The 26706-nt window shown below is 73.1% G+C and carries 24 protein-coding genes and 2 tRNA genes; 13 read left to right on the forward strand and 13 right to left on the reverse strand.

Annotated elements, in window-relative coordinates; all coding sequences use genetic code 11:
* Positions 1 to 107: 107 nt before the first annotated feature.
* The 3 genes from ACUY4T_RS04300 (at position 108) to ACUY4T_RS04310 (ending at position 2786) form a co-directional block, all read left to right on the forward strand.
* Positions 108 to 1661 carry a PucR family transcriptional regulator gene (locus tag ACUY4T_RS04300; protein ID WP_446017670.1) on the forward strand — a complete coding sequence of 518 codons (1554 nt, stop codon included), beginning with the start codon at positions 108 to 110 and terminating at the stop codon, positions 1659 to 1661.
* A gap of 95 nt (positions 1662 to 1756) precedes the next feature.
* Positions 1757 to 1948, forward strand: a complete 192-nt coding sequence (locus ACUY4T_RS04305; protein WP_446017671.1) for a DUF1918 domain-containing protein — start codon at positions 1757 to 1759, stop codon at positions 1946 to 1948.
* Between the two features lie 67 nt (positions 1949 to 2015).
* Positions 2016 to 2786, forward strand: a complete 771-nt coding sequence (locus ACUY4T_RS04310; protein ID WP_446017672.1) for an SGNH/GDSL hydrolase family protein — start codon at positions 2016 to 2018, stop codon at positions 2784 to 2786.
* A 17-nt stretch (positions 2787 to 2803) separates the two neighbouring features.
* Here the strand turns inward: ACUY4T_RS04310 and ACUY4T_RS04315 are convergent, their stop codons facing one another.
* Positions 2804 to 3298, reverse strand: a complete 495-nt coding sequence (locus tag ACUY4T_RS04315) for an FBP domain-containing protein (RefSeq protein ID WP_446017673.1) — start codon at positions 3296 to 3298, stop codon at positions 2804 to 2806.
* Positions 3299 to 3513: 215 nt separating this feature from the next.
* Between ACUY4T_RS04315 and ACUY4T_RS04320 the strand changes: the two genes are divergently transcribed.
* On the forward strand, positions 3514 to 5211 hold the full coding sequence (locus tag ACUY4T_RS04320; RefSeq protein ID WP_446017781.1) for a stealth family protein: 1698 nt from the start codon (positions 3514 to 3516) through the stop codon (positions 5209 to 5211).
* 21 nt (positions 5212 to 5232) lie between these two features.
* On the opposite strand, the gene ACUY4T_RS04325 is transcribed toward ACUY4T_RS04320, so the two are convergent.
* The gene (locus tag ACUY4T_RS04325; protein ID WP_446017674.1) at positions 5233 to 6180 is read right to left on the reverse strand and encodes a phosphodiesterase; all 948 of its coding nucleotides are present in this window, start codon (positions 6178 to 6180) and stop codon (positions 5233 to 5235) included.
* Between the two features lie 132 nt (positions 6181 to 6312).
* Entirely contained in the window at positions 6313 to 6933 is a 621-nt protein-coding gene (locus ACUY4T_RS04330; protein WP_446017675.1) for a hypothetical protein, read from the reverse strand.
* A 174-nt stretch (positions 6934 to 7107) separates the two neighbouring features.
* Between ACUY4T_RS04330 and ACUY4T_RS04335 the strand changes: the two genes are divergently transcribed.
* The gene (locus tag ACUY4T_RS04335) at positions 7108 to 8076 is read left to right on the forward strand and encodes an ABC transporter ATP-binding protein (protein ID WP_446017676.1); all 969 of its coding nucleotides are present in this window, start codon (positions 7108 to 7110) and stop codon (positions 8074 to 8076) included.
* Complete coding sequence (locus ACUY4T_RS04340) at positions 8073 to 9761, forward strand: ABC transporter permease (RefSeq protein WP_446017677.1); 1689 nt, start codon at positions 8073 to 8075, stop codon at positions 9759 to 9761. The genes ACUY4T_RS04335 and ACUY4T_RS04340 overlap by 4 nt, the downstream gene beginning before the upstream one ends.
* 13 nt (positions 9762 to 9774) lie before the next feature.
* Here the strand turns inward: ACUY4T_RS04340 and ACUY4T_RS04345 are convergent, their stop codons facing one another.
* Positions 9775 to 10608, reverse strand: coding sequence for a universal stress protein (locus ACUY4T_RS04345; protein WP_446017678.1), 834 nt, complete (start codon positions 10606 to 10608; stop codon positions 9775 to 9777).
* A gap of 185 nt (positions 10609 to 10793) precedes the next feature.
* Here ACUY4T_RS04345 and ACUY4T_RS04350 point away from each other — a divergent pair, with 185 nt between their 5' ends.
* The 3 genes from ACUY4T_RS04350 to ACUY4T_RS04360 are packed head-to-tail and all read left to right on the forward strand — an operon-like array spanning position 10794 to position 13704.
* Positions 10794 to 12458: a GAF domain-containing sensor histidine kinase gene (locus tag ACUY4T_RS04350; RefSeq protein WP_446017679.1), complete on the forward strand. Its 1665-nt coding sequence runs from the start codon at positions 10794 to 10796 to the stop codon at positions 12456 to 12458.
* Positions 12455 to 13096, forward strand: coding sequence for a response regulator (locus ACUY4T_RS04355; protein ID WP_446017680.1), 642 nt, complete (start codon positions 12455 to 12457; stop codon positions 13094 to 13096). Before ACUY4T_RS04350 ends, ACUY4T_RS04355 begins: the two co-directional genes overlap by 4 nt.
* A gap of 38 nt (positions 13097 to 13134) precedes the next feature.
* Positions 13135 to 13704 carry a GIY-YIG nuclease family protein gene (locus tag ACUY4T_RS04360; RefSeq protein WP_446017681.1) on the forward strand — a complete coding sequence of 190 codons (570 nt, stop codon included), beginning with the start codon at positions 13135 to 13137 and terminating at the stop codon, positions 13702 to 13704.
* Positions 13705 to 13731: 27 nt separating this feature from the next.
* Here ACUY4T_RS04360 and ACUY4T_RS04365 read toward each other — a convergent pair whose 3' ends face one another.
* Positions 13732 to 15582 carry a DEAD/DEAH box helicase gene (locus tag ACUY4T_RS04365; RefSeq protein ID WP_446017682.1) on the reverse strand — a complete coding sequence of 617 codons (1851 nt, stop codon included), beginning with the start codon at positions 15580 to 15582 and terminating at the stop codon, positions 13732 to 13734.
* Positions 15583 to 15728: 146 nt separating this feature from the next.
* On the opposite strand from ACUY4T_RS04365, the gene ACUY4T_RS04370 reads away from it, so the two are divergent.
* Complete coding sequence (locus ACUY4T_RS04370; protein ID WP_446017683.1) at positions 15729 to 16016, forward strand: iron-sulfur cluster biosynthesis family protein; 288 nt, start codon at positions 15729 to 15731, stop codon at positions 16014 to 16016.
* Between the two features lie 76 nt (positions 16017 to 16092).
* On the opposite strand, the gene ACUY4T_RS04375 is transcribed toward ACUY4T_RS04370, so the two are convergent.
* Positions 16093 to 17028: an aldo/keto reductase gene (locus ACUY4T_RS04375; RefSeq protein WP_446017684.1), complete on the reverse strand. Its 936-nt coding sequence runs from the start codon at positions 17026 to 17028 to the stop codon at positions 16093 to 16095.
* Positions 17029 to 17152: 124 nt separating this feature from the next.
* Between ACUY4T_RS04375 and ACUY4T_RS04380 the strand changes: the two genes are divergently transcribed.
* From ACUY4T_RS04380 to ACUY4T_RS04390, 3 genes are all read left to right on the forward strand, one after another.
* On the forward strand, positions 17153 to 17770 hold the full coding sequence (locus tag ACUY4T_RS04380) for a hypothetical protein (protein WP_446017685.1): 618 nt from the start codon (positions 17153 to 17155) through the stop codon (positions 17768 to 17770).
* A gap of 12 nt (positions 17771 to 17782) precedes the next feature.
* Positions 17783 to 18562, forward strand: coding sequence for a PspA/IM30 family protein (locus tag ACUY4T_RS04385; protein ID WP_446017686.1), 780 nt, complete (start codon positions 17783 to 17785; stop codon positions 18560 to 18562).
* Between the two features lie 134 nt (positions 18563 to 18696).
* Entirely contained in the window at positions 18697 to 20496 is a 1800-nt protein-coding gene (locus tag ACUY4T_RS04390; RefSeq protein WP_446017687.1) for an acyl-CoA dehydrogenase family protein, read from the forward strand.
* A gap of 16 nt (positions 20497 to 20512) precedes the next feature.
* Here the strand turns inward: ACUY4T_RS04390 and ACUY4T_RS04395 are convergent, their stop codons facing one another.
* The 7 genes from ACUY4T_RS04395 to ACUY4T_RS04425 all read right to left on the reverse strand — a co-directional run bounded on the left by ACUY4T_RS04395 (position 20513) and on the right by ACUY4T_RS04425 (position 26622).
* Positions 20513 to 21499 (reverse strand): ion transporter, encoded by a 987-nt coding sequence (locus ACUY4T_RS04395; RefSeq protein WP_446017688.1) that lies wholly within the window; start codon positions 21497 to 21499, stop codon positions 20513 to 20515.
* Between the two features lie 102 nt (positions 21500 to 21601).
* Positions 21602 to 22993 carry an MFS transporter gene (locus ACUY4T_RS04400; RefSeq protein WP_446017782.1) on the reverse strand — a complete coding sequence of 464 codons (1392 nt, stop codon included), beginning with the start codon at positions 22991 to 22993 and terminating at the stop codon, positions 21602 to 21604.
* A gap of 223 nt (positions 22994 to 23216) precedes the next feature.
* Positions 23217 to 23290: transfer RNA gene (locus tag ACUY4T_RS04405), tRNA-Met, on the reverse strand.
* A gap of 33 nt (positions 23291 to 23323) precedes the next feature.
* Positions 23324 to 23395 (reverse strand) — tRNA-Thr (locus tag ACUY4T_RS04410).
* Positions 23396 to 23458: 63 nt separating this feature from the next.
* Positions 23459 to 23905: a DUF4190 domain-containing protein gene (locus tag ACUY4T_RS04415; RefSeq protein ID WP_446017689.1), complete on the reverse strand. Its 447-nt coding sequence runs from the start codon at positions 23903 to 23905 to the stop codon at positions 23459 to 23461.
* A 117-nt stretch (positions 23906 to 24022) separates the two neighbouring features.
* Positions 24023 to 25006 carry a sugar ABC transporter permease gene (locus ACUY4T_RS04420; protein WP_446017690.1) on the reverse strand — a complete coding sequence of 328 codons (984 nt, stop codon included), beginning with the start codon at positions 25004 to 25006 and terminating at the stop codon, positions 24023 to 24025.
* Positions 25006 to 26622, reverse strand: coding sequence for an ABC transporter permease subunit (locus ACUY4T_RS04425; protein WP_446017691.1), 1617 nt, complete (start codon positions 26620 to 26622; stop codon positions 25006 to 25008). The genes ACUY4T_RS04420 and ACUY4T_RS04425 overlap by 1 nt, the downstream gene beginning before the upstream one ends.
* Positions 26623 to 26706 lie beyond the last annotated feature (84 nt).

The following is a 26706-nucleotide window of genomic DNA, read 5'->3' on the forward strand; positions in this document are numbered from 1 at the left end:
CGGTGGCGGTGTCGGGCAATGGTAGGCAGGGGGGATCGGATGTCACCCCCGCCCGGATGTACACTCGACACCAGCGTTCTCGACGTGGCGTACACCGAGGAGGTCCCGTGAAGCCCACCGTGCGCACCCTGCTCGAGCGGAGCGACCTCGCACTCACGTCACTCGTGGACGAGTCCGCGCTCCCCGACGGCGCCCTCGACGCGCCCGTGCCGTGGGTGCACGGCTCCGACCTCGACGACCCGTCGCCGTTCCTCGAGCGGGGCCAGGTGCTGCTGACGACCGGCACGCAGTTCGGTCCGGACACCGACCACGACGACCCTGCCGTGTTCGACGCCTACGTGGCGCGCCTGGCCGGCGTGGGACTGGCCGCCCTCGGGTTCGGCACCGAGGTGGTTCGCGCGGGCACGCCGGCGCCCCTCGTCGCGGCATGCGAGCGGCACGGGGTGCCGTTGTTCGAGGTGCCCTACCGGGTGCCCTTCATCCGGGTGGCCCGCACGGTCGCCGACCTCAACGCGGCCGATGCGAACGCCCGCCAGGCTTGGGCGCTCCAGGCGCAGCGAGCGATCTCGCTCGCCGCCCTCCGGCCCGACGGCCTCGGCGCGACGCTGTCCGAGCTGAGCGGCCGCCTCGGCACCTGGGTGGGCCTGGTCGACGCCGCCGGCGCGCTCGATCGCGAGGCCCCCATCGGCGGCCTCGGTCAGCCGGCGCTCGGCGAGGTGGTCGGCGAGGCCCGCTCCATGCTGCGCCGAGGGCAACGGGCGAGCCGCACCCTCGAGGCGGGCGGTTCCGTCGGCGCGCCCCAGCGGATGACGCTGCAGACGCTCGGCGCCGGCGGCGCCCTGCGCGGCGTGCTCGCCATCGGCGAGTCCCCCGAGCTCGACCAGGCCGGGCGCGAGGTCGTCACCGCGGTCATCGCACTCGCCGGCCTCGCCCTCGAGCAGAACCGCGACCTCGATCGCGCGCGCGGCCACCTGCGCTCGGGCCTGCTGCGCTCGATGCTCGCGGGCGACGTGCACCTCGCGAGCGAGGTCTCCGCCGAGATGTGGGGGCCGCTGCCGGCCGACCCCGTGCGCGTCGCCGTCTGCGACCTGCCGACCGAGCACATCGACCGCGTCGCCGAGTTCCTCGAGCTCCGCGTCGACGAGCGGGGCGGGCGGCTGTTCTTCGGCCGCGACGGCGAGTCCGTCGTGCTCGTCATGGAGGACGCGGGCAGCGACGTGGCCGACGAGCTGGCCGGCGAGTTCGACGTGCCGGTCGGCGTCTCGGATGCGGCATCCGTCACCGAGCTCGCCGAACTGCACGAGCAGGCGCTCCGAGCGCTCGACCGCGCACGCGAGACCGGGCCGGGCGTGACCATGTTCGACGACATCAGCCGCCAGGGCGTGCTCGCCTTCCTCGCGCGGACCGACGCGCGCGCCGTCGCCCGGGCGACGCTCGCACCGCTGATCGAGCACGACGCCGCCAACGGCACCGCCCTGCTCGAGACGACCCGGGCCTGGCTGGCCAACGGCGGGCAGTTCGACGCCACCGCGCAGGAGCTCGGCGTGCACCGGCACACCGTCCGCAGCCGCATCGCGCTCGCGGAGCGGCTGCTCGGCCGCGACCTGTCCGGCTTCCACGCGCGGGCCGACCTGTGGGCGGCGCTGCTCGCGACCGACTGACCGGCGGCCGGCCGCGCGCCCGTCGGCCCTTCCGGCCCCGCCCGGGTCGGCGTACCGTGGAACGAGGACGGCACTCGTGACAGGAGGGGGTTCCGATGCAGGCCACGGTCGGAGATCGGCTGGTCATCCACGGCAAGCAGGTGGGCAGCGCCGAACGGCACGGCGAGGTCCTCGAGGTGCGCGGCGAGGGCGGCGCCCCGCCGTACGTCGTGCGGTTCGACGACGGGCACGAGGCCCTGCTCTACCCGGGCAGCGACTGCGAGTTGGAGCACGCGCACCCGCACTGAACGCGCCCGCGTGCCCCCGGGCGCAACCCCCGCCCGGTCTCGCAGCTCGCGCGCTAGCGTGGAGCGCATGCTCTTCCATTCCTACGCGGCGATCGGCGACAGCTTCACCGAGGGCGTGGGCGACGAGCTGCCCGACGGAAGCGTGCGGGGCTGGGCCGACTTCGTCGCGCTCGGGATGGCGAAGGAGGCCGCGCCGGAGCCGGTGCGGTACGCGAACCTCGCCATCCGCGGGCGCAAGCTCGGCCCCATCGTCGACGAGCAGCTCGAGGCGGCGATCGCGCTGCGCCCCGAGGTGATCAGCTTCAACGGGGGCGGCAACGACATGCTGCGACCGCGGATGCCCGAGGAGCTCGTGGCCGACCGCTTCCGGCAGGCGGTGCACCGCATCCGCGACGAGGGCATCCACGTGCTCATGCTGAGCGGCGCGAACCCGACCGACCACCTGCCGCTCGGGCGGGTGTTCGACGCGCGCGGAACCCGCCTGACCGCGGCGCTGTACGACCTCGCCTCGCTCGACGGGGTCACGTTCGTCGACAACTTCGCCGACCGCGGGCTCCGCGACATCCGCTACTGGTCGGCCGACAAGCTGCACCTCAACTCGCTCGGCCACGCCCGCGTCGCGTCGAACGTGCTCACGGCGCTCGGGCTGCCGGTGCCCGAGGAGTGGGGCGTCGCCGAGGTGGCGGCCGGGCCGGCCGGACCGCGCAGTCGCAACACGGCGGTGTACTACCGCGAGTACGTGCTGCCGTGGATCGGCCGACGCCTGACCGGGCGCTCGTCGGGCGACGGGCGCGTGCCCAAGCGCGCCGCGCTCGAACCGGTCGCGCTCGACGCCTGACCGGCGCCCTCCGGGACTCAGCCGGCCCGCACGCCCTCGACGAAGGCGCGCGTGCGACGGGCGAGGCCGTCGATCCGGGCCCAGGAATGCGCACCCGAGCGCACCTCGGCAGGCGCCAGCGGCGCGTGCAGCCGCACGTTCTCCTGGCACGAGAGGTCGCTGCACGCGTAGGTGCCGATCGAGTCGCCGTTGCGGCCCGCCTCGCCCGCCCGGCGCGCGGAGAACATCGTGACCTGGTTGGCGGGCTGCTGCGTGTGGCACAGGTTGCACATGCCGGCGCGGAACCGCGACGACGGCGGGTCGGCCGCGCGGAGCACCACCCCGACCGGCTCCTCGTCGATGATCGTGACGAGGTAGCCGCGGCGGCTCGCCCTGCGGTCGCGCCAGGCCAGCGCGTCGACGCGCTCCCAGTCGACCAGCAGGTACTCCAGCGGCAGTTCGAGCTCCTCGAGCTCGCGGTCGGTCGCGTTCACGAACGACGACCGGAGCTCGTCCTCGCTGAGCGGACGCATCCCGACCCCCTTCGACCCGAACCAGTGTAGGCCGGGCCCTGCGTACCGCCACCCGGCCGCCGGGCATGCGGGGGCGGCGCATGCAAGCCCGTCGGCGCGTGCGCGCGGCGGACGTACCATGAGAGCATCACCGCGTCGATCGGCGCAGCGACCCCGACCGAGGAGCACCTCACGACGTGACGACGACCGAGCCCGCCGAGCCCCGCCGCGACCGCATGCCCCAGACCGGCGACGCTTTCCGCCGCCGCCGTCCCGACCCGGACCCCGGGCTGCGCCTGAGCGACGTGCCCGAGCTGGTCCTCGTCTCGCCCGACGCGACCCACACCCGCTTCGACCGCGAGGACATCGTCGTCCGCAAGGGCCAGTACGCCCTCCGGAACGGGCACGCGACGCCGCAGGAGTCGATGGTCGAGGACCTCTGCGCCGTGGCATCCGCCCTCGACGACGCCGCGATCGACTTCCTGCTCGTGCGACGCGACGGCGGCCGGCCGGTCATCGCCGTCGACCGCGCCGAGCGCAAGGCGGTCGTGCGCGCGCTCGCCGCGGCGTTCGCCGACGAACCGTTCTACTCGGCCACCCTGATGCCCGAGAAGTGGGCCGACGACCCGCACGTCCTGGTCGCCGACGGCGCACTGTCGACGCACCGGAAGCCCGGCGCCGTGCGCCTGTACCGCCCCCGGATCGAACCCGTCGGCCGGCTGCGGTACGGCGCCGAGAGCGCGGTGCAGCTCGAGTTCTGGCGCTTCGGCGAGGACGTCATCGAGGCCCCCGTCGAGAACGCGCTGATGCGGCGCACGCTCCCCCGCGCCGAGGCCGTGGAGGAGACGGTGCACCTGCACGGCCGCGACTGGCGCACGCTCGAGCACATGTGGGCGCCGCTCGCCAGCGACGTCGACTTCGAGATCGACATGGTGTTCTCGTGGGTCGACGGCTCCGACGTCGAGTTCCTCCGCGAGCGCGCCCGGCGCATGCAGACGTACGTCGTCGGCGAGGGCGACGACTCCGAGGCGCGGTACCGCCAGATCGACGAGCTGAAGTACGCGCTGCGCTCGGTGCACCTGTTCGCGCCGTGGGTGCGCCGCATCTTCATCTGCACCGACTCGCGCCCGCCCGCGTGGCTCGCCAAGCACCCCAAGGTCACGATCGTCCGGGCCGAGGACATGTTCGCCGACACGTCGGTCCTGCCGACGTACAACTCCCACGCGGTCGAGAGCCAGCTGCACCGCATCCCGGGGATCGCCGAGCACTTCCTCTACTCGAACGACGACATGTTCTTCGGGCGCCCGCTCTCGCCCGACCTGTTCTTCTCCCCCGGCGGCGTCACGAAGTTCGTCGAGGCCGGCACCCGCATCGGCCTCGGCGACTCCGATCCGAGCCGCTCGGGATTCGAGAACGCGGCGCGCGTGAACCGGCGCCTGCTCCGCGACCGCTTCGGCAAGGTGACCACCCGCCACCTGGAGCACTGCGCGGCACCGCTGCGCCGGAGCGTCATGGCCGAGCTCGAGGCGGAGTTCCCCGCGGAGTTCCGCAGCACCGCCGCGAGCCGCTTCCGCTCGGCGACCGACATCTCGGTCACGAACTCGCTCTACCACTACTACGCCCTGCTCACGGGGCGCGCGGTGGTGCAGACCGACGCGAAGGTCAAGTACATCGAGACCACGCTGCGACGCGCCCTGCCCGCGATGAAGCGCCTGCTGAAGCGGCGCGACATGGACATGTTCTGCCTCAACGACGGCAGCTTCCCCGAGATCTCGGTCGAGGAGCGCACCGAGGCGGTCATCGACTTCCTCGAGCGGTACTTCCCGTTCCCGGCCCCGTGGGAGAAGACGGCGGCGGATGCCGCGGATGCCGCGGCAGCCGCCGAGGTCGACGAGCCGGCCCTGCCGCCGCGCGCCGACGACCCCGCCGCCTGAGCCTGCGGGCGGTCCGGAAGGCTAGGCGAGCAGCGGCGTCGGGCTGGTGAGCGGCGCCTCCGGCTCGCGCGCCGTCCGCGGTGCGGCATCCGGGATCGCGACGCCGTCCGCCGCGAGGCGCCGGCGGGTCTCGTCGGCGTCGACCCAGTCGAGCGCGGGCGTCTCGCCGACCGGCACGATCGAGTGCAGCACCGTGTCGGGGTAGACGTGCACCAGGTTGAACGCGCGCGCCCCGTCGCGGCCGCGGGTGCCCCCGACGGGGACGGTGAGGTCCTGGGTGTAGCAGCTCGCCGACGCGACCGAGACCGGCACCCCGGCGAACGTCGCGGTCGACGAGTAGTGCAGGTGGCCCGCGATGATCGAGCGGATGTCGCTGCCGGCGACGACCTCGGCGAGCGCGGCCTGGTCGCGCAGCTCGACCGAGACGGCGAGGTCGAGCACGCTCGGCACCGGCGGGTGGTGCATCGCGAGGATCGATCCGTGGGGCGCGGGGATCGAGAGCTCCTCGGCGAGCCAGTCGAGCTGGTCGCCCGTGATCTCGCCGTGGTGCCGCCCGGGCACGGTGGTGTCGAGCGTGATGATGCGGAGCCCGGCGACGTCGTCGACGCGGTCGACCGGGCGCTGACCGCCGGCGGCGTCGCCGAGCAGGCCGCGGCGGAACGCGTCGCGGTCGTCGTGGTTGCCCATGACCCAGAGGATGCGGGAGCCGATCCGGGCGGCGGCGGGTTCGACGATGCGCCGCAGCAGGTCGTAGGCCTCGGGCTCGCCCCGGTCGGCGAGGTCGCCGGTGAACACGATGGCGTCGGGGCGCGCGCCGGACGACTCGAACTGCTCGAACAACTCGCGGAGGTGCCGATCGGAGTCGACGCGGTCGTAGAGGCGGCCGCCGCCGGCGAGCAGGTGCGTGTCGCTGATGTGCAGCAGGAAGTGCGACGGGCGGGGGTGCTCGGCCCTGCGGGGGGTGCTCACGGTGACTCCGTCTCGTCTCGCCGATCGTCCGGGTCGGTTCGACGCTAGCGCAGCACGCCGGCCCGAACGATCAGTGAATGCGGAGTGTGATCAAGCTGAACACCACCGGTGCCGGCGGACGGCGGCGTGCGCTCAGCCCTTGTCCTTGTCGGGGCGGTTGCTGGCGCCCGGGGAGTTGCCGGAGTTGCCGGGCGACTCGTCGACCGGTTCGGTGGTCGGCTCGACCGGGGCGGTGGTGGGCTCCGGCGCGTCGGTCGCGTCGGGAACCGCCGTCCCGTCCGGGGCGGGCGTGGCGGTCGGAGACGGTGCCGGGGTCCGCGTCGGCGCGGGCGATGACGGCGCCGGAGTCGGCATCGTGAACTTCGATCCGGGACGCGGGCGATCGCCGGCCTCGGCCGCCTCGTCCTCGACCCCCGCGGGGGTCGGCGTCGCGATCATGGCCGCCGCGCCGCCGAGGGCGATGGCCGAGACGACGAGCGCGCCGCCGATCAGCACCGTCATGCGGTGCTTCGAGAGCCACGGCGGCACGGGACCTTCTCGGACGGCGGCGACCGCGGCCCGGGTCCCGGCGGCGACGCGCCCCCGGAGGGGTGCGGCCCGCCCTGCGGCCGGCGCGACCACCCGCTCGCGCGCGGCGGCGAGGATCGCCAGGGCGGCGGCGAGGACCCGGTCGAGCGGTCCGCGGGGTCCCGACGGGGGCGCGGCGTGACGGCCGCGCCGTTCGCCCGCCGATCCTGCCCGGGGCTGTTCCATTCCGTCGTCCAACATGTCTCTCAGTGCGATTGCCGGAGTGCAGCCTACCCGGCCGGACCGGGAATCGCCTCCCGAACGGGGGTCATCGCCGGGGCTTGACTTCCGGGGGTCCAATGACCCGCGCGCGGCATCCGATCGCACCTAGCCTCGGATTCCTGAGCGAGGAGGTGCCCCATGCGACCGATCGAGGTCGAGGACGTGCGGAAGGCCTACGGCTCCGTGCAGGCGGTGGACGGCATCTCGTTCACGATCGCGCGCGGCGAGGTGTTCGCCCTGCTCGGGCCGAACGGTGCGGGCAAGACGACCCTCGTCGAGATCATCGAGGGCCACCGGACTGCGGACTCCGGCTCGGTGCGCGTGCTCGGGCACGACCCGTCCCGCCGCGAGCGCGCACTGCGGGAGCGCATCGGCATCGTGCTGCAGGAGGCGGGCTTCGACGAGGACGCCACGGTGCTCGAGCTGGTCCGGATGCAACGCGGACTCTACCCGCGACGACTCGACGCCGACGCCGTCATCGAGCTCGTGGGGCTCACCGGGAAGCGGTCCGCGCGGGTCCGGACCCTGTCCGGCGGCCAGCGCCGACGGCTCGACCTCGCGCTCGGACTGGTCGGCGCACCGGAGGTGCTGTTCCTCGACGAGCCGACGGTGGGCTTCGACCCGGAGGCGAGACGGCGCGCGTGGTCCATCGTGCGGGACCTGCGCGACGCGGGCACCACCGTGCTGCTCACGACCCACTACCTCGATGAGGCGCAGCATCTCGCCGACCGCGTGGCCGTCGTCGTCGCCGGCCGCCTGGTCGCCCTCGGCACGCCCGCCGAACTCGCCGCGCGCGGGCGCGGGACGGTCATCGCCTTCCGGCTCGCGACGACGGATGCCGCCGCGGACCCGGGCGTCGACGGCGCCCCCGCCGGCCTCGCGGCGGCGATCGGCGCGCGCGCGACGCTGGAGGCCGACGGGACGGGATGGCGCGTCTCGACCGACGACGCGACCACGACGCTCCACTCGCTGACGGCCTGGTCGCTCGAACGGCGGCTGGAGCTCGGGGCGCTCGAAGTGCGCCGGCCCACGCTCGAGGACGCGTACCTCGAGCTGGTCGGCGAGCGCGCCGTGCACTCCGCGGCCGACGCGGCGGTGCCGGCGTGAGCGGCCCGGTCGTCGGCCCGGCCTCCCCCGGCCTCCTCGCGCCGACGGACGCGGGGGCGCCGAATCCGATCGGCCTCGTCGGCGGGCGCACGGTGCAGGTGCTGCGGTCGCTCTGGAGGGCTCGCACGGCGTTCGTGTTCACCTTCGGGCTCCCGCTCGTGTGGCTCGTGCTGATCGGCATCGTCGCGGGCAACGCGGTCGTCGATCCCACGACCGGCCTGCGGGTGATGCAGTTCGCCACGCCGGCCGCGATCGCGATGGGATGCCTGTTCGCGACGTTGCCGTCGATCGCGATCGGCGTGGCCGGGGATCGCGAGACGCTCGCGCTGAAACGCCTGCGCGGGACGCCGCTGCCCGGGTGGGTCTACGTGCTGGCGCAGGTGGCGGCGGTGTCGGCGCTCGGCGCTGCGGCGGTCGGGGTGGTGCTCGCGGTGGCCGTCACCGCGTACGGCGTGGAGATCCCCGGCGGCGCCGCCCTCCCGCTCGCGATCACGATCCTCGTGGCGCTGGGTTCGTTCAGCGCCATCGGCATCGCGATCGGGTCGCTGCTCCCGACCGCGCGGGCGACCGAGTCGGTGACGTTCGCCGTGGCGGTGGTGCTCGCGTTCATCTCCGGCATCTTCGTGATCGGCACCCTGCCGGACTGGATCGACACGGTCGCCTGGGTCGGACCGCTGAAGCCGTTCGTCGAGAGCCTGCAGGACCTGTTCGATCCGTACGACGACCCGTCGTGGAACCTCGGCACCCTCGCCGTGCTGGGCGCGTGGGGCGTCGCCGGTTCCGTCGCGGCCGGCCTGGCGTTCCGATGGGAGCCTCGGTTCGACCGGCGCGGCCGGCGCGGCCGTGCCGCTCCGGTCGCGGCAGCGGTGGGCTCCGCGCGCACGCTGCCCGCCCCGGTCGAGGCCGGAGCGACGGGCACGGCCGGCCGGGTGCTCGGACTGGCCGCTGCCGCCCTCCGCTCGACGCTGCGGCGGCCCGGCGACCTGTTCTTCGCCGTGGCCCTGCCCGTCGGGCTCATGTGGCTGCTCGTGACCCTGCAGGAGAACGGCGAGCGCGACGGGATCCCGATCGTCACCTCGACGGCGGCGGCGATGTGCGCATGGGGCGTCGCGGTCGTCGCCTTCATGAACACGGCGGACTGGGTGTCCCGTGCGGCCGAGCGCGGCCTGATCAAGCGACTGCGCGGCACGCCCGCGTCGACGGCCGAGCTCGGGGCCGGACGCGGGATCGCGGCGCTGCTCGTGAGCTGGGCGATCGCCGCCGCGCTGCTGTTGCTGGGCCTGCTCGCGTTCGGCCTCCGCACCACGATCGGCGGCCTCGCCCTCGGCATGGGCGTGCTCCTGCTCGCCGTCGTCTCGCTGGCCGCGTGCGGACTCCTGCTCGCCACGGCGCTGCCCGACAATCGCGCGGCGGGGGCCGCGGCGCTCATGATCCTCTTCGTGGTCGCCTTCGCGTCGGACGTGTTCCTCGTCGGCGGGCCCGACTGGCTCAGCCGGATCGGGCTGGCGTTCCCGCTGTCGCACCTGCGGATCGCGCTGCTCGAGGCCTGGCGGCCCGACGGGCCGGTGCTCGCCTGGGCCTCGCTGGGCGTGCTGGCGCTCTGGGCGGCGGCCGCCTCGGCCGCGGTCGTCCTGATCGCCCGGTCGAGGGGAGCAGGGAGGACGGACGCGACCGTCGCCCCGTGAAGTCCGGCCGGGCTCAGGGTGCCGGTGGCGTGGAGGTGCCGGACGACGCGACGACGACGGATCCGGAGCGGGCCGGGACGACCATCACCGGCCCCGCGAGGTTCATGAGCAGGTCGGAGTTCGTGCGGCCCAGCGGGAGGAATCCCTCCTCCGCGACGCGTCGCCCGGTCACGGTGAGCATCGCCCGACGGGAGACGCCGATCAGCGCGGCCGCTGCGGGATCCGCCGAGCCCCGCACCTCGATCGACAGTCCGGGGTGCATCCCCGCCGCGAGCGACGCGGCCCGCTCCCCCGCCGCAGGACGGGCCTCGTCGCCGTCCGCGTGCACGATGACCAGCGGCTCACCGAGGAGCTGCGCCTCGTCGGCGGCGAACCGCACGGCGTCGTCGCTGTCGGTCCCCCGCGCGGCGCCGACCGCGACCCCGGAGCGCCCGCGCCAGGAGGTGACCGGCACCACGACGGTCGGCGTGCTCGACACCGCCGCGAGCTGCAGGCTCCGCGAGCCGAGGGCGTGCCCGTGGAAGTAGCCCACCTTGTGCGTGCCCACGGCGATCAGCTCGGCGTCGCGGGCGATGTCGGCGAGTCGCAGCATCGGGCTGCCCACGGCGATCGTGGCCGTCGTCGTCACCGTCGGCGCGAGCCCGCGCACGAAGTCGAGCTCGCGCTCGGTGCCCCGCTCTGCGGCCCCGGTGAGCTCGGCGAGCGCGGACCCGCCGATCGTGCCCCAGCCGTCGTCGACCACGGTCGCGAGCAGGAGGTCGTCGCCGGTGCGCCGGGCTCGGTCCAGCGCCCAACTCAGCGCGGCACGACCGGCCACGCTCCCGTCGGAACCGACCACGATCGTCATGCCAACAGCATCCGCCGCTCGACTCGCGCGGGCACGAGTCTTTGGTCCCGAATCGTCCCTGCTCGGATGAGCACGGATGCTACAGTGGCGCCAAACCGCCGGAGTTGGGGGTGGGAACGTCGGAATCGTCGCCAGTGTCGTTCCCTGACGGTCCGCGGGTCGAGCTCGATCGGACGCTCAGGGAGATGATCGATCGCGCCGACGAGGTGATGCGAACGCAGGGCCGCCTCCGGGCGCTGCTCACCGCCACCCACGCCGTCGTCGAGCAGATCGAGCTGTCGGAGGTGCTCCGCCGCATCGTCGAGGCCGCGGTCGACCTCGTCGACGCCGAGTACGGCGCACTCGGCGTGCTCGCCCCGCAGGGCGGCCTCGAGGAGTTCATCCACGTCGGGGTGTCCGAGGAGAGCGCGGCGCGCATCGGCCACCTCCCCGAGGGCCGGGGCCTGCTCGGCGCGCTCATCGACCACCCCGCGCCGATCCGCCTGCACGAGATCGCCGACGACCACCGCTCGGTCGGGTTCCCGGACGGCCACCCGGCCATGCACAGCTTCCTCGGCGTCCCCGTGCGGGTGCGCGACGAGGTCTTCGGCAACCTGTACCTCACCAACAGCGCCGACGGCGACTTCTCCGAGGAGGACCAGGAGTTGATCTCCGCGCTCGCCGCGGCCGCCGGCGTCGCGATCGACAACGCGCGCCGGTTCGCCGAGGCACGGACGCGCGAGGCGTGGGCGGCGGCATCCGCGCAGGTCGCCTCCACCCTGCTCACGAGCGGCGACGAGGCCGATGTCGTCGCCGGGCTCATCGTCGACGAACTCGCGGCCCGGGGCGCCGCCGACCGCGTGGCCGTCATCGTCGAGGCCGACGAGCCCGGCGCGCTGCGGGTGCTCGACGCCCGTGGGGTCGACGCCGACGCGATCGAGGGTGCGACGCTGCCGGCCGGATCGACCCTCGCCGCGGCGACGCTCGAGGGCGGCGAGACCCGTGCGACACCGGGCGGCCGGTTCGGTGAGGCGGGCGACGCACTGGCGCTGCACGACGACGGGTACTCCGGACCCGTGCTCTTCGTCGCACTGCGCCGGTCCGCCGGGCAGAACGCGGTCGTCGCCGCGGCCCGCAAGCCGGGCTGGCCGCACTTCACCCCGGCCGAGATGCGCATCGCGGAGGACCTGACCGCCCGCGTCTCGCTCGCGCACGAGCTCGCCGAGGCGCGCGAGGCACGGCAGCGATCGATGCTGCTCGAGGACCGCGCGCGCATCGCGCGCGACCTGCACGACCAGGTCGTGCAGCAGCTCTACGGCGCCGGGCTCGACCTCCAGGCGGTGGCGTCGCTCAGTCCCGCTCCGGCGGCTGAGCGCATCGAGACGGCCGTCGGGATGCTCGACGAGGTGATCGCGCGGCTCCGGACGATCGTGTTCGCGCTCACCCCGCGGCCCGGCGCCCCGACGCTGCGCCACCGGGTGATCGACCTCGCCGGCGCGGCGTCGCGGCATCTTCCGCAGCCGGTCTCGGTCTCCTTCACCGGCCCCGTCGACGTGGTGGCGGAGGGCACGCTCGCCGACGAGCTCACGGCCACCGTCCGCGAGCTGCTCTCGAACGCGGTGAAGCACTCGGGCGCCCACTCGGTCCGGGTCACCGTCGTCGCCGCGGACGACGTGCTGGTCGCCGAGGTCGTCGACGACGGTCGCGGCATCGGCACGCCGGATCGGCGCAGCGGCCTCGACAACCTGCGCACGCGCGCCGAGCGGCTCGGCGGCGCGTTCGACCTCGACACCGGCCCGGAGGGCACGCGAGCGCGGTGGTCCGTGCCCGCCGACCTTCCGGGCCCCACGCGGCAGGAGGGAACACCGTGACCCGAGTCTTCCTCGTCGACGACCACGAGATCGTGCGTCGCGGCGTCGCCGAACTGCTCGAACGCGAGCCCGACCTCGAGATCGTCGGGGAGGCCGGCAGCGTCGCGCAGGCCCTCGCCCGCATCGAGGCGACCGTGCCCGATGTCGCCCTGCTCGACATGCGGCTGCCCGACGGCGACGGGATCGACCTGTGCCGCGAGGTGCGGTCGCGGCATCCCGGGATCGCCTGCCTGATCCTCACCGCGTACGACGACGACGCGGCGTCGATGTCGGCCGTGCTGGCCGGGGCCGCCGGGTACGTGCTGAAGAACGTGCGCGGGTCGACCATCGTGGAGGACGTCCGGGCGGTGGCCGCCGGTCGCTCGCTCATCGATCCGAAGCTCGCCGGTCGCGTCTCGCAGCGCGCCAGGAGCGAGGACGACCACGACGACCCGCGATACAGCGCGCTGAACCTCCGCGAGCGCCAGGTGCTCGCGCTCATCGCCGACGGCCTGACCAACCGGCAGATCGGCGAGGAGCTCGGTCTCGCCGAGAAGACCGTGAAGAACTACGTCTCGGGGCTGCTGTCGAAGCTCGGCTTCGAGCGACGCACGCAGGCCGCGGTCTACCAGATGGAGCGGCGCGCCCACGACCAGTGACGCCCGGCGGCGTCGGCGGGCCACGGTAGCGTGCGCGCATGCGAACGGATGCCGCGACGTGCACCGCCGTCGACGACCACGGCCGTTGCGGGGCGCCCGTCGAACCGGGCGCACCGCTGTCGCTGTGCACTCGGCACCTGCTCGCCGCGCACGACTGGGTGACCCGTGCCGAGGGGGTCTCCGACGTCCTACCCGGCACGTGCCTGGTCTGCGGTTCGCGCGTCGGGGTGCGTTACCCCTCGGGCTGGGTGTGCGCGGTGTGCGAATGGCGGGTGGGCGAGGTGCCCGACCTCGAGGTCGTGCCTCCTCGGGTCGACGTCGTCTACTACGTGCGCTGGCGCGATCGGGTCAAGGTCGGCACGTCGTCGAACCCGCGCCGCAGACTCGCGGTGATCCCGCACGACGAGGTGCTCGCGTTCGAGCGCGGCGGGCGCCTCCTCGAGCGGCGGCGGCACGAGCAGTTCGCGGCCTCGCGCTGGCCCGGGACGGAGTGGTTCCGGCCCGACCCGCCGCTTCTCGCCCACGTCGCCGAGGTGGCTGCGGGCGCCGACGACCCGTGGGAGCGCTACGAGCGGTGGCGCAGCGAGGAGCTCGCCCGGCGCACGTGAGACCCCGCCGGGCCGCGGCGCCGTCCGTCAGCGCTTGGAGTGCCGCGGCTTGCGGGCGGGCCGGTCGTCGCGGAAGCCCTCGTCGCCGCGCTCGTCGTCGCGGGGGCGGCGGTACGGCCGGTCGCCGTCGCGCGGACGGCGCTTCGGGCCGGTGTCGGGGCGCAGCTCGATGAGCCTGCCCGAGATGCGCGTGCCCGAGAGCCGGTCGAAGACCTCGCCGGGCAGGTCGGCGGGGAGCTCGACGAGCGAGAAGTCCGGCCGGATCTGGATCGCGCCGAAGTCGTCGCGCTGCAGCCCGCCCTCGTTCGCGAGCGCCCCGACGATCTGCCTCGGCTCGACCCGCTGGCGCCGGCCGACCGCGATGCGGTAGGTGGTCATCGGACGGCCGCCCGGCCGCGGACGGCGCTCCGGGCGGTCGCCCCGATCGCCCCGGTCGCGGCGGTCGTCGCGATCGAACCGGTCGCGTCCGCCTCGGTCGCGGTCGCGGTCGAACCGGTCGCGCTGCGGCCGCTCCGGCTCGGGCTCGAGCAGCAGCGGCGAGTCGCCCTGCGCCACGACGGCGAGCGCCGCCGCGACATCCGCCTCGGGCACGTCGTGGTGACGGACGTAGTGGGCGATGATGTCGCGGAAGCCGTCGATGCGCTCGGCCTGCCCCAGCGCCGCGGTGATGCGGTCGTCGAACCGGGTGAGCCGGGTCACGTTGACCTCGTCGACGCTCGGCAGCTGCATCTGCTCGATGGGCTGCTTCGTCGCCTTCTCGATGCGCGCGAGCAGGCCGCGCTCGCGGGGCGTGACGAAGCTGATCGCGTCGCCGGTGCGGCCCGCGCGGCCCGTGCGGCCGATGCGGTGCACGTACGGCTCGCTGTCGGTGGGGATGTCGAAGTTGACGACGTGGCTGATGCGCTCGACGTCGAGGCCGCGGGCCGCGACATCCGTCGCCACGAGGATGTCGAGCTTGCCCGACTTCAGCTGGTTGACCGTGCGCTCGCGCTGCGCCTGCGCGACGTCGCCGTTGATCGCGGCGGCCTCGTAGCCGCGGGCGCGGAGCTTCTCGGCGAGCGTCTCGGTCTCGTTCTTGGTGCGGACGAACACGATCATGCCCTCGAAGTTCTCGACCTCGAGGATCCGCGTGAGCGCGTCGACCTTCTGCGCGTACGAGACCACGAGGTACCGCTGGGTGATGTTCGCGGAGGTCTGGGTCTTCGACTTGACCGTGATCTCCTCCGGGTCGTGCAGGTACTGCTGCGACATCCGGCGGATCGTGGCGGGCATGGTGGCCGAGAACAGCGCCACCTGCTTCTCGTCGGGGGTGTCGGCGAGGATCGTCTCGACGTCCTCGGCGAAGCCCATCTTCAGCATCTCGTCGGCCTCGTCGAGCACGAGGTACTTGAGCTCGGAGAGGTCGAGCGTGCCCTTGTCGAGGTGGTCCATGATGCGCCCGGGCGTGCCGACGACGATGTGCACGCCGCGGCGGAGCGCAGACAGCTGCACCCCGTACCCCTGGCCGCCGTAGACGGGCAGGATGTGCACGCCGCGCAGGTGGGCCGCGTACCGCTCGAACGCCTCGCACACCTGCAGCGCGAGCTCGCGGGTGGGGGCGAGCACGAGCGCCTGGGGGGTCTTCTGCGAGACGTCGAGCCGGGCGAGGATCGGCAGCGCGAACGCGGCCGTCTTGCCCGTGCCGGTCTGCGCGAGGCCGACGACGTCGCGCCCGGAGAGCAGGGTCGGGATGGTCGCCGCCTGGATGGCGGAGGGCGTCTCGTAGCCGACGTCGTCGAGGGCCTTCAGCACCGCGCCCTCGAGCCCGAGGTCGGAGAAGGTGATCGCGGCGGGCTCCTCGGGAGCCGCGGCCTCGACGGGGGAATCCACGGAAGTCACGCTTCAGGGTAGTCCGCGCGCCTGTGCGAAGCCCGGATGCCGCGGGGCGCCCAGTCTGCGGCATCCGCCGTGGTCCTGCAAGGGGTCGCCGCGATCGGCGGGCTCGTGAAAGGTGGAGGGCTCGTGACGAGTGAAGGAGGAACGACATGCTGACTCTCACCGATACGGCGAGCACCGTCGTGAAGGAGATCGTCGACCGCAGTGGTGCCCCGGCAGGGGCCGGCCTCCGCATCGACAGCGAGGACGCGACGGGGAGCGAATTCGGCGTCGCCATCGCGCCGGCGCCCGAGGAGCACGACGCGGTCATCGAGCAAGGGGGCGCGCGCGTGTACGTCGGCGAGAAGGCCGCCGAGGCCCTCGGCGACAAGACGCTCGACGCGCACGTGGACGAGGACGGACGCGTCGCGTTCGACATCCTCCCGCAGTCGATCTGAGCATCGACGGCGAACGCCCCGGCTCCGGCACGGGGCGTTCGCCGCGTCCGGGTGGCCTTTCCGCCGTCGCGCCGGATCAGGTCCAGTCGCGTGCGCTTCGCGCCGACCAGTACGCGGCCGGATCCTCGGCGAGCGCGCCCAGCGGCTCGGTGCCCGTCGGCGCCTCCGACGCGAGGTTCCGGTCGAGTTGGGCCGGCGTGACCGCGCCGGACAGGACCACCGCGGCCCAGGGCCGGGCGCGTGCCGCGCCGAGGGCCAGCGAATCGATCGCCCGGCCGTGCACCGAGGCGACGCCCTCGGCGGTCGCCTCGCCGCCGGCCGGCGTGAGCCGCCCGTTCGCGAGCGCCTCCTTGACCACGACGAACCACCCCGCTTCCTGGGCGCGCCCGAGCGCGGGCCCGGCCGACGGCTCGAGCAGGTTCCAGGTCGACTGCACCGCCGTGTACGGCGAGTCCGGCAGTTCCCGCGCGGCGTCGAGCACCTCGCCCTGCTGCGGGCCGCTCGTCGAGATCCCCACGCGCACGCCCGATCCGGCGAGGGCGCGGAGCCGGTCGACGAGCAGCGGGTCGGCGAGCGCGGCGCTGCCAGGCGTCACCGAGTGCACGAGGTACAGGTCGGGTGCCCCGCCGAGCGCCGCGAGGGTCTCCGGCCACTGCCGTTCGAGCATCGCGGTCGAGTGCTCCTTGCGCTCGTGCGGGTCGGCGGCCATCCGCCATCCGCCCACGTACTCGTAGCCCCACTTCGACTCGATCGTGAGCGCGGGCCGCCGCCCGGGATGCGCGGCGAGCCATGAGCCGAGGAACTCCTCGGCGCGCCCGTACGATCGGGCCGCGTCGATGAAGCGGATGCCGCGGGCCCACGCGGCGTCGAGCATCGCGTGCGTGCGTGCGCGCATCGCCTCGACGCTGCGGTCGTCGCCGAGGTCGGTCGCGCGCCCCGCCGTGATGTAGGCCGGACGGCCGAGCGCGGCCAGGCCGAGTCCGAGCGGCGCGAGGGGCGTGCCATCCGTCACCCGCCCCAGCGTAGCCGCGGGTCGGCTCGGCGGGCCGACCATGTGAGTTTCCCCGGACCCCTCCCCCATTCGCGTGATCGGGCGTAGATTGCGTTATATCGCGAGTTGGCGTGGAGGTATGCCCATGGAAGTCCTGCTCTGGATCTTCGCCGTCCTGCTCGTCATCGCCGTGCTCACCGTGGTCACCGTCGTGCTCGTCATCCGCGCCGTCTGCCGCCGCATCCGCCGCAGCCGAGCGCTCGGCGGTCGCGTCCTCCGCGCACGGGCGCGGGTCACGCCCGGGCCCCGCGGCCGTGTGCTCGGCCTGCGCGTCCGGCTGGCGGACGCCCTGTCGAGCGGGGCGTCGGCGGTCGAGGTCGCCCGCACCGGAGATGGGCCCCGAGGCGAACTCGACCGGCTCTACGGCCGGATCCGGCGCGAGGGCGAGGCGCTCGACCGTCAGCTCAAGCTCATGGAGAGCGAGGTGGACGCCGCGGTCGTCGCCGACGAGCTCCACTCGGCCGAGCAGCGCGTCGAGCAGGTGGTCCGCATGGTGCGGAGCCTGCGGTCGGCCGTCGCCTCCGGCCTCGCCGACCTGACCGACGACTCGCTCGCGGCGCTCCGCAGCGAGGTCGACCACGAGGTCGCCGCACTCCACGCCGGCGTGGACCGACTGCGGACCCTCAACGGGCGGGACGCGCCCGGTGCGCGGCATCCGCAGCCGATGCGGGCGCCCGACGCACGACTCGACCGCTCACGATAAGGGGAACACGACATGAGCAACTCGTCGCGCATGCGAGACATCTTCCGGAGCAAGACCTCGCGGGCCCTCGACCGGATCGAGGACCCCCGCGAGATGCTCGACGACAGCTACGACCAGCAGGTCAAGCTGCTGCAGCAGGTGCGCCAGGCGCTCGCCGAGGTCGCCACCGCGAAGAAGCGGATCGACCTGCAGGGGCAGGAGCTCGGCGCGCGCTACGCGAAGCTCGGATCGCAGGCGCAGGAGGCGCTGCACGGCGGCCGCGAGGACCTCGCCCGTGCCGCGCTCGAGCGCCGCGCGCTCATCGAGCGCCAGGTTGCGGCACTGCAGCAGCAGTACGCCGGCATGCAGAAGCAGACCGACCAGCTGGAGGAGCGCGAGCGGCACCTCTCGGAGCAGATCGCCGCGTTCCGCATCGAGAAGGAGACGATCAAGGCGACCTACACGGCCTCGCAGGCGCAGGTGCGCGCCAACGAGGCGGTCGCCGGCATCGGCGCGTCGATCGACGACGTGGGCACCAGCCTCGACCGCGCCCGCGACCGGGTCGCCCAGATGCAGGCCCGCGCCGCGGCCACCGACGAACTGCTCGCGAGCGGCGCGCTCACCGACCTCACCGCCCGGCCCGACGCCGACATCGAACGGCAGCTCGCCTCGATGTCGGCCAAGGCCGAGATCGACCGGCAGCTCGACGCGATGAAGGGCGCCGACGGATCGTCCGGCGCTCGCGGCGGATCCGCCGGCGCGGACGACGCCGGCGAGTGGCTGAGCATCGGGCGGGGCCCCTCGACGCCGTGAGGGTCGCCCCCGGGGCGGCGCCGTCCGGCACCCGGTTGCCGGATGCCACAAGCGCGACGCGGCTTCGGCGGAGCGTCGTCGTCGATCGCGACGAATGTCGACGCACCCTCGCGCACGCGGGTTAGCCTCCGACCATGACTGATTTTCGTCCGCCCGTCGCCGACCTCGCGTATGCACTGAAGCATGTCGTGGGGTATGAGCGAATCGCAGAGCTCCCCGGCTTCGAACACGCCGACTACGACACCGTCACCGAGATCCTCGAGGAGGTCGGCGGCTTCATGGCCGAGGTCGTCGCCCCCACCAACCGCGCCGGCGACGTCGAGGGCGCCCGGCTCAACGCCGACGGCACCGTGACCACGCCCACCGGCTTCCAGCGCGCGTACGCCGCGTACGTCGACGCCGGCTGGGGCTCGGTGCCCCTGCCCGAGGAGTTCGGCGGCGGCGCGTTCCCCCGCACGATCGGCCTCGCCATCCAGGAGCTGATGATGGAGGCCAACATGGCCTTCTCGCTCGCGCCGCTGCTCACGCAGGGCGCGATCGAGGCCCTCCTGCACTACGGCAGCGACGAGCAGAAGCACGCGTGGCTGCCCAAGATGGTCAGCGGCGAGTGGGCCGGCACCATGAACCTCACCGAGCCGCACGCCGGCTCCGACGTGGGCGCCCTCACCACGAAGGCCGTGAAGCGGCCCGACGGCACCTACGGCATCACCGGCCAGAAGATCTACATCACGTTCGGCGACCACGACCTGAGCGAGCAGATCGTGCACCTCGTGCTGGCTCGCACGCCCGACGCGCCCGCGGGCACCAGGGGCATCTCGTGCTTCATCGTGCCGAAGTTCCTCGTGAACGAGGACGGCTCGCTCGGCGAGCGCAACGGCGTGCAGACGATCGGCGTCGAGCACAAGATGGGCATCCACGGGTCGCCCACCTGCGTGCTGCAGTACGAGGATGCGACGGGCTACCTCATCGGCGACGAGAACCTCGGCATGCGCATCATGTTCGTGATGATGAACAGCGCCCGCCTCTCGGTGGGAACGCAGGGCCTCGCCGTGGCCGAGCGCGCGTACCAGCAGTCGCTCGACTACGCGAAGGAGCGCATCCAGGGCCGCGCGATCGGCGCCACGCAGGATTCGCCGATCATCGACTTCCCCGACGTGCGCCGCATGCTCATGACGCAGAAGGCGTACATCGCGGCGCTCCGCCGCATGATGCTGCTGAACGCCGTGCAGGTCGACGTCTCGACCCACCACCCGGATGCCGCGACGCGCGCCCGCGCGGACGAGATCGTCGGGCTGCTCACCCCCATCTGCAAGTCCTTCGGCACCGACCTCGGCAACGAGCTGACGTCGCTCGCGCTGCAGATCCACGGCGGCATGGGCTTCATCGAGGAGACCGGCGCCGCCCAGCACTACCGCGACGTGCGCATCGCCGCGATCTACGAGGGCACGAACGGCATCCAGGCCGCCGACCTCGTCGGCCGCAAGCTGGGCGTCCGGAACGGGGCGTCGTTCCTCGAGTTCATCGCCGAGATGCGCGAGCTGGACGGCGAGCTCGCGGGCGCCGGCGACGACTTCGCGTCCGTCCGCACGCAGCTGGCTGCGGGTCTCGACGTGCTCGAGCAGGCGACGGGCTGGATGCTGCGCACGGGCGCCGGCGGGGACCCGAACTCGGTCCTCGCGGGCTCCACGCCGTACCTGCGCATCTGGGGGCTCGTGGTCGGCGGCTGGCTGCTCGCGAAGTCGGCGCTCGCGGCTCGCGACCTCGACGGCGACCCCATCGGCGAGACGCAGCTGCCCCTCGCGCGGTTCTACGCCGAGCAGCTGCTGCCGGCCGTCTCGGGTCTGGCCGCCGCCGCGACGGCCGGGTCGCGCGACCTGTACGCGCTCGACGCGGAGGCGCTCGGCGACGCGGTGCGTCGTCCGGCCCGCGTCTGACGCCGCGGGACGGAGGTCACCGGGGGTCGCGCCGATCGGCGCGGCCCCCGGTCTCGTCGGCGCCGGGGGCGACGGTGACGGATCGGGTGTCGGCGGCGACCGCCGCGACGTCGCCGGCCGGATCGGACGCGGCCGGATCGGACGCGGCCGGATCGACCGGTGGGGCGTCGCCGGCGCCGTGCGACGACTCGGCGGCCTCGCGCCGCCGCTGCACCGGCTTCTCGAGGAAGTAGGCGCCGAGCGAGCCCGCGAGCGTCGCGAAGACGACGACCGAGTAGACCGAGAGCGCCACGTGCAGGATCCGGGTGAGCGGCGAGTCGCCCTCGAGCGGCGCCCCGGTCACGGTCGCGAGCGCGGTCTGGTACAGGGCCTCGCCGTAGCTGATGCCGTCGCCGGTCAGGTAGTGCAATTGGCTGGCCGCGAGGATGACGACCGCGGTGACGGCGGCGAGCCACGAGATGCGGTCCGACAGCAGCCGTCCGGCCGACCGTGAACCCCGGACGCCGGCGGAGAGCACGCCGCCCAGCCGCGCGATCGGCGCGACCCGGAAGAACGTGAGCACGCGGAAGAAGCGGAGGAACGGCACCGCGAGGAACAGCAGCTGCCACCAGTTGCGCCGCCAGAACGCGACCGACCGGGCGACCCAGGCGCGCAGCGCGAACTCCGCCACGAAGATCGCCCAGAAGATCCAGCCCAGGACCGAGAACACGGTCACGAGCGTCGGATCCTGCGCCAGCACCTGCCCGAGCACGACGAACAGGAAGACGATGCCGAGGATCCCCATCGGCTTGTCGAGGCGTTCGGCGAGCTGCTCCGCGGCGTTCATGCGCTCCGCCTCGGGGCGCTGGCGCGCGTCGGCGGCCGCGCGCGCCTCCCGGCGGGTCGGGGCGGGCGCCGGCGTGCGGACTGCCGCGGCCGCCCCCTCCGAGCGGGGTGCCTCCGGCGCATCCGTCGCACGTCCACCCGTCGCCGGCGGGCGGTCGAGGTCCTTCTGCACGTCCATCCGAGCGCACCTCCCCCACCACGGTAGGTCGGGCGACGGGTCGGTCGCAGGTGGTCGACGCGGGGCGCTCCATCCGCTAGCGCCGGGTCGAACCGCGCTCGCTCAGGCGCCGGCGGCGGGCTCCGCCTGCTCCGCGGGCCGGTGCTCGATGTCGTCCACCCGGGCGCGCGGCATCGCGATCGCGCCGCCGATCGTCGCGACGGCGGCGATCGCCACCCCGGTGAAGACCGCGGCGGAGGCATCCTGGATCGCGGCGGCCGAGTGCGGCCCGAGCCCGGACCGGGCGATCACGTCGTTCGCGACGGCGCCGAAGACCGCGACGCCGACGGCGCTGCCCATCGATCGCAGGAACATGTTCGCGCCGGTCACGACCCCCCGCTCGGACCACGGCACCGACGACTGCGCGGCGATGAGCGTCGGCGAGGCGACGAGCCCGAGCCCGAGCCCCACGACGAAGCACGCGAGCGCGGTCGTCAGCGGATTCGGGACGATCGTGGCGGCGATCAGCCCCGCCGCTCCGAGCACCGCGACGGCCAGCCCGACGAACGCCGTGTTCCGGAACCCGATGCGCAGGTAGAGCCGCCCGGACTGCGACGCGGAGATCGGCCAGCCCAGCGTGAGGGCGGCGACCGCGAGCCCGGACACCAGCGGCGACGTGCCCGCCGACACCTCGAGGAAGGTCGGCACGTAGGACGTGAGGCCGATCAGCACCGCACCGACGCCGAGCGAGACGAGCGACGTGGTGATGATGAGCCGTCTCGAGAAGAGCCAGAGCGGCAGCACCGGCTCGGCCGCCCGACGCTCGATCATCACGAACACCGCGAGGAGGAGCGCCGCGACGGAGAACGCGCCCAGGCTCTGCCAGGAGGTCCACGCCCACGCCTGGCCGCCCTCGAGGATGGCGAGGATCAGCAGCGTGAGCCCGACCGTGAGCACGGCGGCGCCCGCGAGGTCGATGCGGTGCCTGCGCCGTTCGACGGTCTCGTGGTAGTTGCGGACCAGCATCCACGCCGCGATGAGGCTGAGCGGGATGTTGACGAAGAAGATCCACCGCCACGTCAGGTACTCGGCGAACAGGCCGCCGAGCGAGGGTCCGATGACGGATGACGCCGCCCAGACGCTCGCGATGTAGCCCTGCACCCGCGCGCGCTCGCGCACCGTGTAGATGTCGCCGGTGATCGTGATCGAGACCGGCAGCACGGCGCCCGCGCCGAGGCCCTGGATCGCGCGGAACACGATGAGGGAGGTCATGTCCCAGGCGAAGCCGGCGAGGATCGAGCCGACGAGGAAGGCGCCGATGCCCACGAGCATGATCGGCTTGCGCCCGACGGTGTCCGCGAGCTTCGAGTACACGGGGACCGAGACCGCCTGGGCGAGCAGGTAGATCGAGAACAGCCAGGGGAACTGCGCGAATCCGCCGATGTCGGCCACGATCGAGGGCACGGCCGTCGCGAGGATCGTCGCCTCGATGGCGACGAGACCCGTGCACAGCATGAGCGCGGCCAGCACGGGTCCGCGCTCGGAGCGCAGCCCGACGGCGGTCTGCTCGGTCACGTGTCCTCCTCGCCGGGGCCGGCCGGCGAGCGTGCCCCTGCCTGAGGCCAACGCGTCCGCGGCGCCGGCATTCCCGACCGGGCCGGCGGCGTCGACCCGGGGCGGGAATGCCCCGAAGACGCGGAACGGCTCGGATCCGCGTCGGATCCGAGCCGGAGATGTGTAGCGAGGGCGGGACTCGAACCCGCGACACCACGATTATGAGCCGTGTGCTCTAACCACCTGAGCTACCCCGCCGCGAGGCTTCCCCGGCCGAGCCGGAGGAACCAGAGCCCCGAGTCAGGATTGAACTGACGACCCCTTCCTTACCATGGAAGTGCTCTACCACTGAGCTATCGGGGCAGTGCCGCTCTCGCGGCAACCACACGAGGATATCACCGCCGGGCGCGTGCAAGAAATCGTGCGTCAGATGCCCGATCCCACGCCCGACGAGGCGCCCGCGGCGGTGATCATGAAGACCAGCAGGAGCACGTAGAGCCCGATTCCGAGCACGATCAACGCGGTCAGCGCGTAGCCGATGATGAGCCCGGCGAGCGCTGCGGGACCGCCGGCCTCGCCGCGCTCGGCGATCTGCCGCCGGGCGAGGTGACCGCAGACGATCGCGGGGATCGTCGCGAGCAGCCCGAAGAGGACGCCGCCGATCGCGAGTCCGAACGAGACCCACGCGAGCACGTTGTGCGGGGGCGCGGGCGGAGCCCAGGCAGGGGCCACGGCGTAGGGCGACGGGACGCCCGGTCCGTACGCGGCGACCTGCGTGGCGACGGAGTCGGGCGATCCGTCGGGCCGGGTCGCGCCGAGCGGCAGCGGGAGCGTCGGCGACGGGGCGGGCGGAACGGGTGCAGGGGTGTCCATGGGGGCTCCGAGGGGTGGGGACGGGAACGCGGGGGCGAGCGACATGCTAGCGCCCGAGACGACGGATGCCGCGTCGCGGGCGACCCGCGCGCGGCATCCGTTCGCCGGAACCGGTGGCTACTTCACGGCGCCGGCGGTGAGGCCGCCGACGATGTACTTCTGCAGGTAGAGGAAGAGCAGCACCACCGGCAGCGCCGCGATGACCGCGCCGGCCGAGAACGCCGCCCAGTCCGCGTAGCGCGGGTTGGAGACGAGCTTCACGAGGCCCACCGCGAGGGTCTGCTTCTCGGTGTCGATGAGGATGACCGACGCGACCACGTACTCGTTCACCGAGAAGATGAACGACAGGAGGGCGACGACGGCGAGGATCGGTGCGACCAGGCGCAGGATGATCGTGAAGAAGATGCGCGCGTGGCCGGCGCCGTCGATCTTCGCCGCCTCGTCGATCGACGACGGGATCGTGTTGAAGAAGCCGTACATGAGGTACGTGTTCACGCCGAGCGCGCCGCCGAGGTAGACCATGATGAGGCCGATGTGCGTGTTCAGGCCGATCGCTGGGAACCAGTCGCTGATCGCCGTCATCACCAGGAAGATGGCGACCACGGCGAGCATCTGCGGGAACATCTGGATCACGACGATCGAGATGAGCCCGAACCGGCGGCCGGTGAACCGCATGCGCGAGAACGAGTAGGCGGCCAGCGCGCCGAGGAAGACCGTCAGGATCGCCGTGACGCCCGCGATGATGATCGTGTTCGCGAACCACGTCGTGAACGGCACCTGCGGGTTGGTCAGGATCCGTGCGTAGGCGTCGAAGCCGATCTGCGAGAAGAGGGCGTTCGAGCCCGTCAGCGTGCCGGTCGGATTGAGCGACGACGAGATGACGAACACGATCGGGAAGAGCGCGAACGCGACCATGACGAGCCCGACCAGGTGGCGCCATCCGGTGGCCTTGAACCAGCGCGCGAGGTTGAAGGGACGCTTGGGCGTGACGGTGCGCTCGAGCTCGGGGTCGCCGCCGGCCTTGACGGCGGCGCGCTCCTCGACGATCTCGCCCTCGAGGAGGCCGGTCTCGGTGCCGGGGACGGGACGCTGGTCGGTCATCAGTTGATCTCCTCGAGCGACTTGGTGCGACGGAAGGCGATGATCGAGATCACCGCGACCACGATGAAGATGATGATCGAGTACGCCGACGCGAGCCCGTAGTCGCGGGTCTGGCCGGTGAACGCCACCTTGTAGACCATCGAGATCAGGATGTCGGTGAAGCCGACCGGGATCGGGGCGCCGGTGTCGCGCGGGCCGCCGTTGGTCAACATGTAGATGACGTTGAAGTTGTTGAAGTTGAACGCGAACGACGCGATCAGCAGCGGTGCGACGCTCACGAGGAGCAGCGGCAGCTTGATCAGGCGGAACACGTTCCACGAGCTCGCGCCGTCGACCGTGGCGGCCTCCTGCACGTCGTCGGGGATCGACTGCAGCGCGCCGAGGCAGACGAGGAACATGTAGGGGAACCCGAGCCACAGGTTCACGATGAGCACCGAGATCTTCGCGACGAACGGGTCGGTGAGCCAGGGCACCGAGGCCCCGCCCAGGAGCACCTGGTTGATGAACCCGAAGCTCTCGTTCATCATGCCCGCCCACACCAGCGCCGACAGGAACGACGGGATGGCGTACGGGAGGATCATCGCGATGCGGTAGGCCTTGCGGCCCCGCATCCGCATGTCGTTGAAGGTGATGGCCAGGAACAGGCCGAGGAAGAACGTCGAGGCGACCGAGATGAGCGCGAACGCGAAGGTCCAGAGCGTGACGTACACGAGCGGGCCGGCCAGGCGCGGGTCGGTGACCGCGCGGATGAAGTTGTCGAACCCGACGACGATCTGCCAGCCGGGCCGCAGCTCGTCGCCGTCCTCGGCGACGAACGCGCCGGTGCCGATGTCGGAGTAGACCGTGCCGGTGGAGAGGTCGGTCATGGTGCCGGCCGCCTCGTCGTACTCGAGGTTCGAGGTGTACAGGTAGCCGTTGGAGCCGTCCGGGGTGCGGAGGGCGCCGTCGTTGGGATCGTCGGAGGCGGGCACCGCGAGCTCGGTGATCTCGTCGGTGCGCTGGATGACCTCGCCGAAGCTCAGCGTCGTCCACCCCTCGGTGGCGACGGCCTTGCCGCCGTCCATCTCGGCGTCGACCTCGGCGAGGGGCTGCTCCATCGTGCCGAGCTGCACGTCGCCGTCGGGATCGGTGACCAGGAGGCCGAGGGTGCCGAGCTGGTCGACCACGGTGACCTTGTAGGTCGGCGAGTCGGGCACGCGCTCGAGCGATGCGGCCATGAGAGAGCTCACGGCCTGCTCCTTGGAGCCGTTGTGGCCGGTGCCGTAGTTCGTGAAGGCGACGTACCCCGTGTAGAGGAGCACGAACACCTGGAAGAGCGAGAGGAAGATGATGCCGGGCGTGAGGTACTTGGCGGGGAGGCGCCGGCGGGAGAAGTAGATCCAGTTGACGATGGCGGTGACGGCGACAATCACGCCGAGCACGAGCCACTCGCGCTGCATGGCGAGGATGAACACCGCGTAGACCGCGATCGCGTCGACGAGGCCCATCAGCACGAGCTTGACGATGAACGCCTTCATGCTGCCGGATGCCGCGTCGGCGATCCCCGCCGCCTGGCGCTGCCGTTTCGTCGGCTTCTTCGTGGCCTCGGCGGTGGCCGTGACGTCCTCGTCGATCATGCTGCCCATCCTGCTCGGTCCTCCGGTGGAACGGGAGTGCTCCGGGCCGGATGTCGCGTGGACGTCCGGCCCGGAGCGCTCATT

This window comes from Agromyces arachidis (assembly GCF_052805135.1).

Coding starts and splice junctions, on each gene's coding strand:
- ACUY4T_RS04415 (WP_446017689.1), bottom strand. CDS start 23,905: ATGGACACCCCTGCACCCGTTCCGCCCGCCCCGTCGCCGACGCTCCCG.
- ACUY4T_RS04395 (WP_446017688.1), bottom strand. CDS start 21,499: ATGGACGTGCAGAAGGACCTCGACCGCCCGCCGGCGACGGGTGGACGT.
- ACUY4T_RS04390 (WP_446017687.1), top strand. CDS start 18,697: ATGACTGATTTTCGTCCGCCCGTCGCCGACCTCGCGTATGCACTGAAG.
- ACUY4T_RS04380 (WP_446017685.1), top strand. CDS start 17,153: ATGGAAGTCCTGCTCTGGATCTTCGCCGTCCTGCTCGTCATCGCCGTG.
- ACUY4T_RS04320 (WP_446017781.1), top strand. CDS start 3,514: ATGCCCCAGACCGGCGACGCTTTCCGCCGCCGCCGTCCCGACCCGGAC.
- ACUY4T_RS04385 (WP_446017686.1), top strand. CDS start 17,783: ATGAGCAACTCGTCGCGCATGCGAGACATCTTCCGGAGCAAGACCTCG.
- ACUY4T_RS04400 (WP_446017782.1), bottom strand. CDS start 22,993: ATGCTGTGCACGGGTCTCGTCGCCATCGAGGCGACGATCCTCGCGACG.
- ACUY4T_RS04330 (WP_446017675.1), bottom strand. CDS start 6,933: ATGGAACAGCCCCGGGCAGGATCGGCGGGCGAACGGCGCGGCCGTCAC.
- ACUY4T_RS04425 (WP_446017691.1), bottom strand. CDS start 26,622: ATGATCGACGAGGACGTCACGGCCACCGCCGAGGCCACGAAGAAGCCG.
- ACUY4T_RS04350 (WP_446017679.1), top strand. CDS start 10,794: ATGATCGATCGCGCCGACGAGGTGATGCGAACGCAGGGCCGCCTCCGG.
- ACUY4T_RS04310 (WP_446017672.1), top strand. CDS start 2,016: ATGCTCTTCCATTCCTACGCGGCGATCGGCGACAGCTTCACCGAGGGC.
- ACUY4T_RS04360 (WP_446017681.1), top strand. CDS start 13,135: ATGCGAACGGATGCCGCGACGTGCACCGCCGTCGACGACCACGGCCGT.
- ACUY4T_RS04315 (WP_446017673.1), bottom strand. CDS start 3,298: ATGCGTCCGCTCAGCGAGGACGAGCTCCGGTCGTCGTTCGTGAACGCG.
- ACUY4T_RS04305 (WP_446017671.1), top strand. CDS start 1,757: ATGCAGGCCACGGTCGGAGATCGGCTGGTCATCCACGGCAAGCAGGTG.
- ACUY4T_RS04420 (WP_446017690.1), bottom strand. CDS start 25,006: ATGACCGACCAGCGTCCCGTCCCCGGCACCGAGACCGGCCTCCTCGAG.
- ACUY4T_RS04370 (WP_446017683.1), top strand. CDS start 15,729: ATGCTGACTCTCACCGATACGGCGAGCACCGTCGTGAAGGAGATCGTC.
- ACUY4T_RS04335 (WP_446017676.1), top strand. CDS start 7,108: ATGCGACCGATCGAGGTCGAGGACGTGCGGAAGGCCTACGGCTCCGTG.
- ACUY4T_RS04345 (WP_446017678.1), bottom strand. CDS start 10,608: ATGACGATCGTGGTCGGTTCCGACGGGAGCGTGGCCGGTCGTGCCGCG.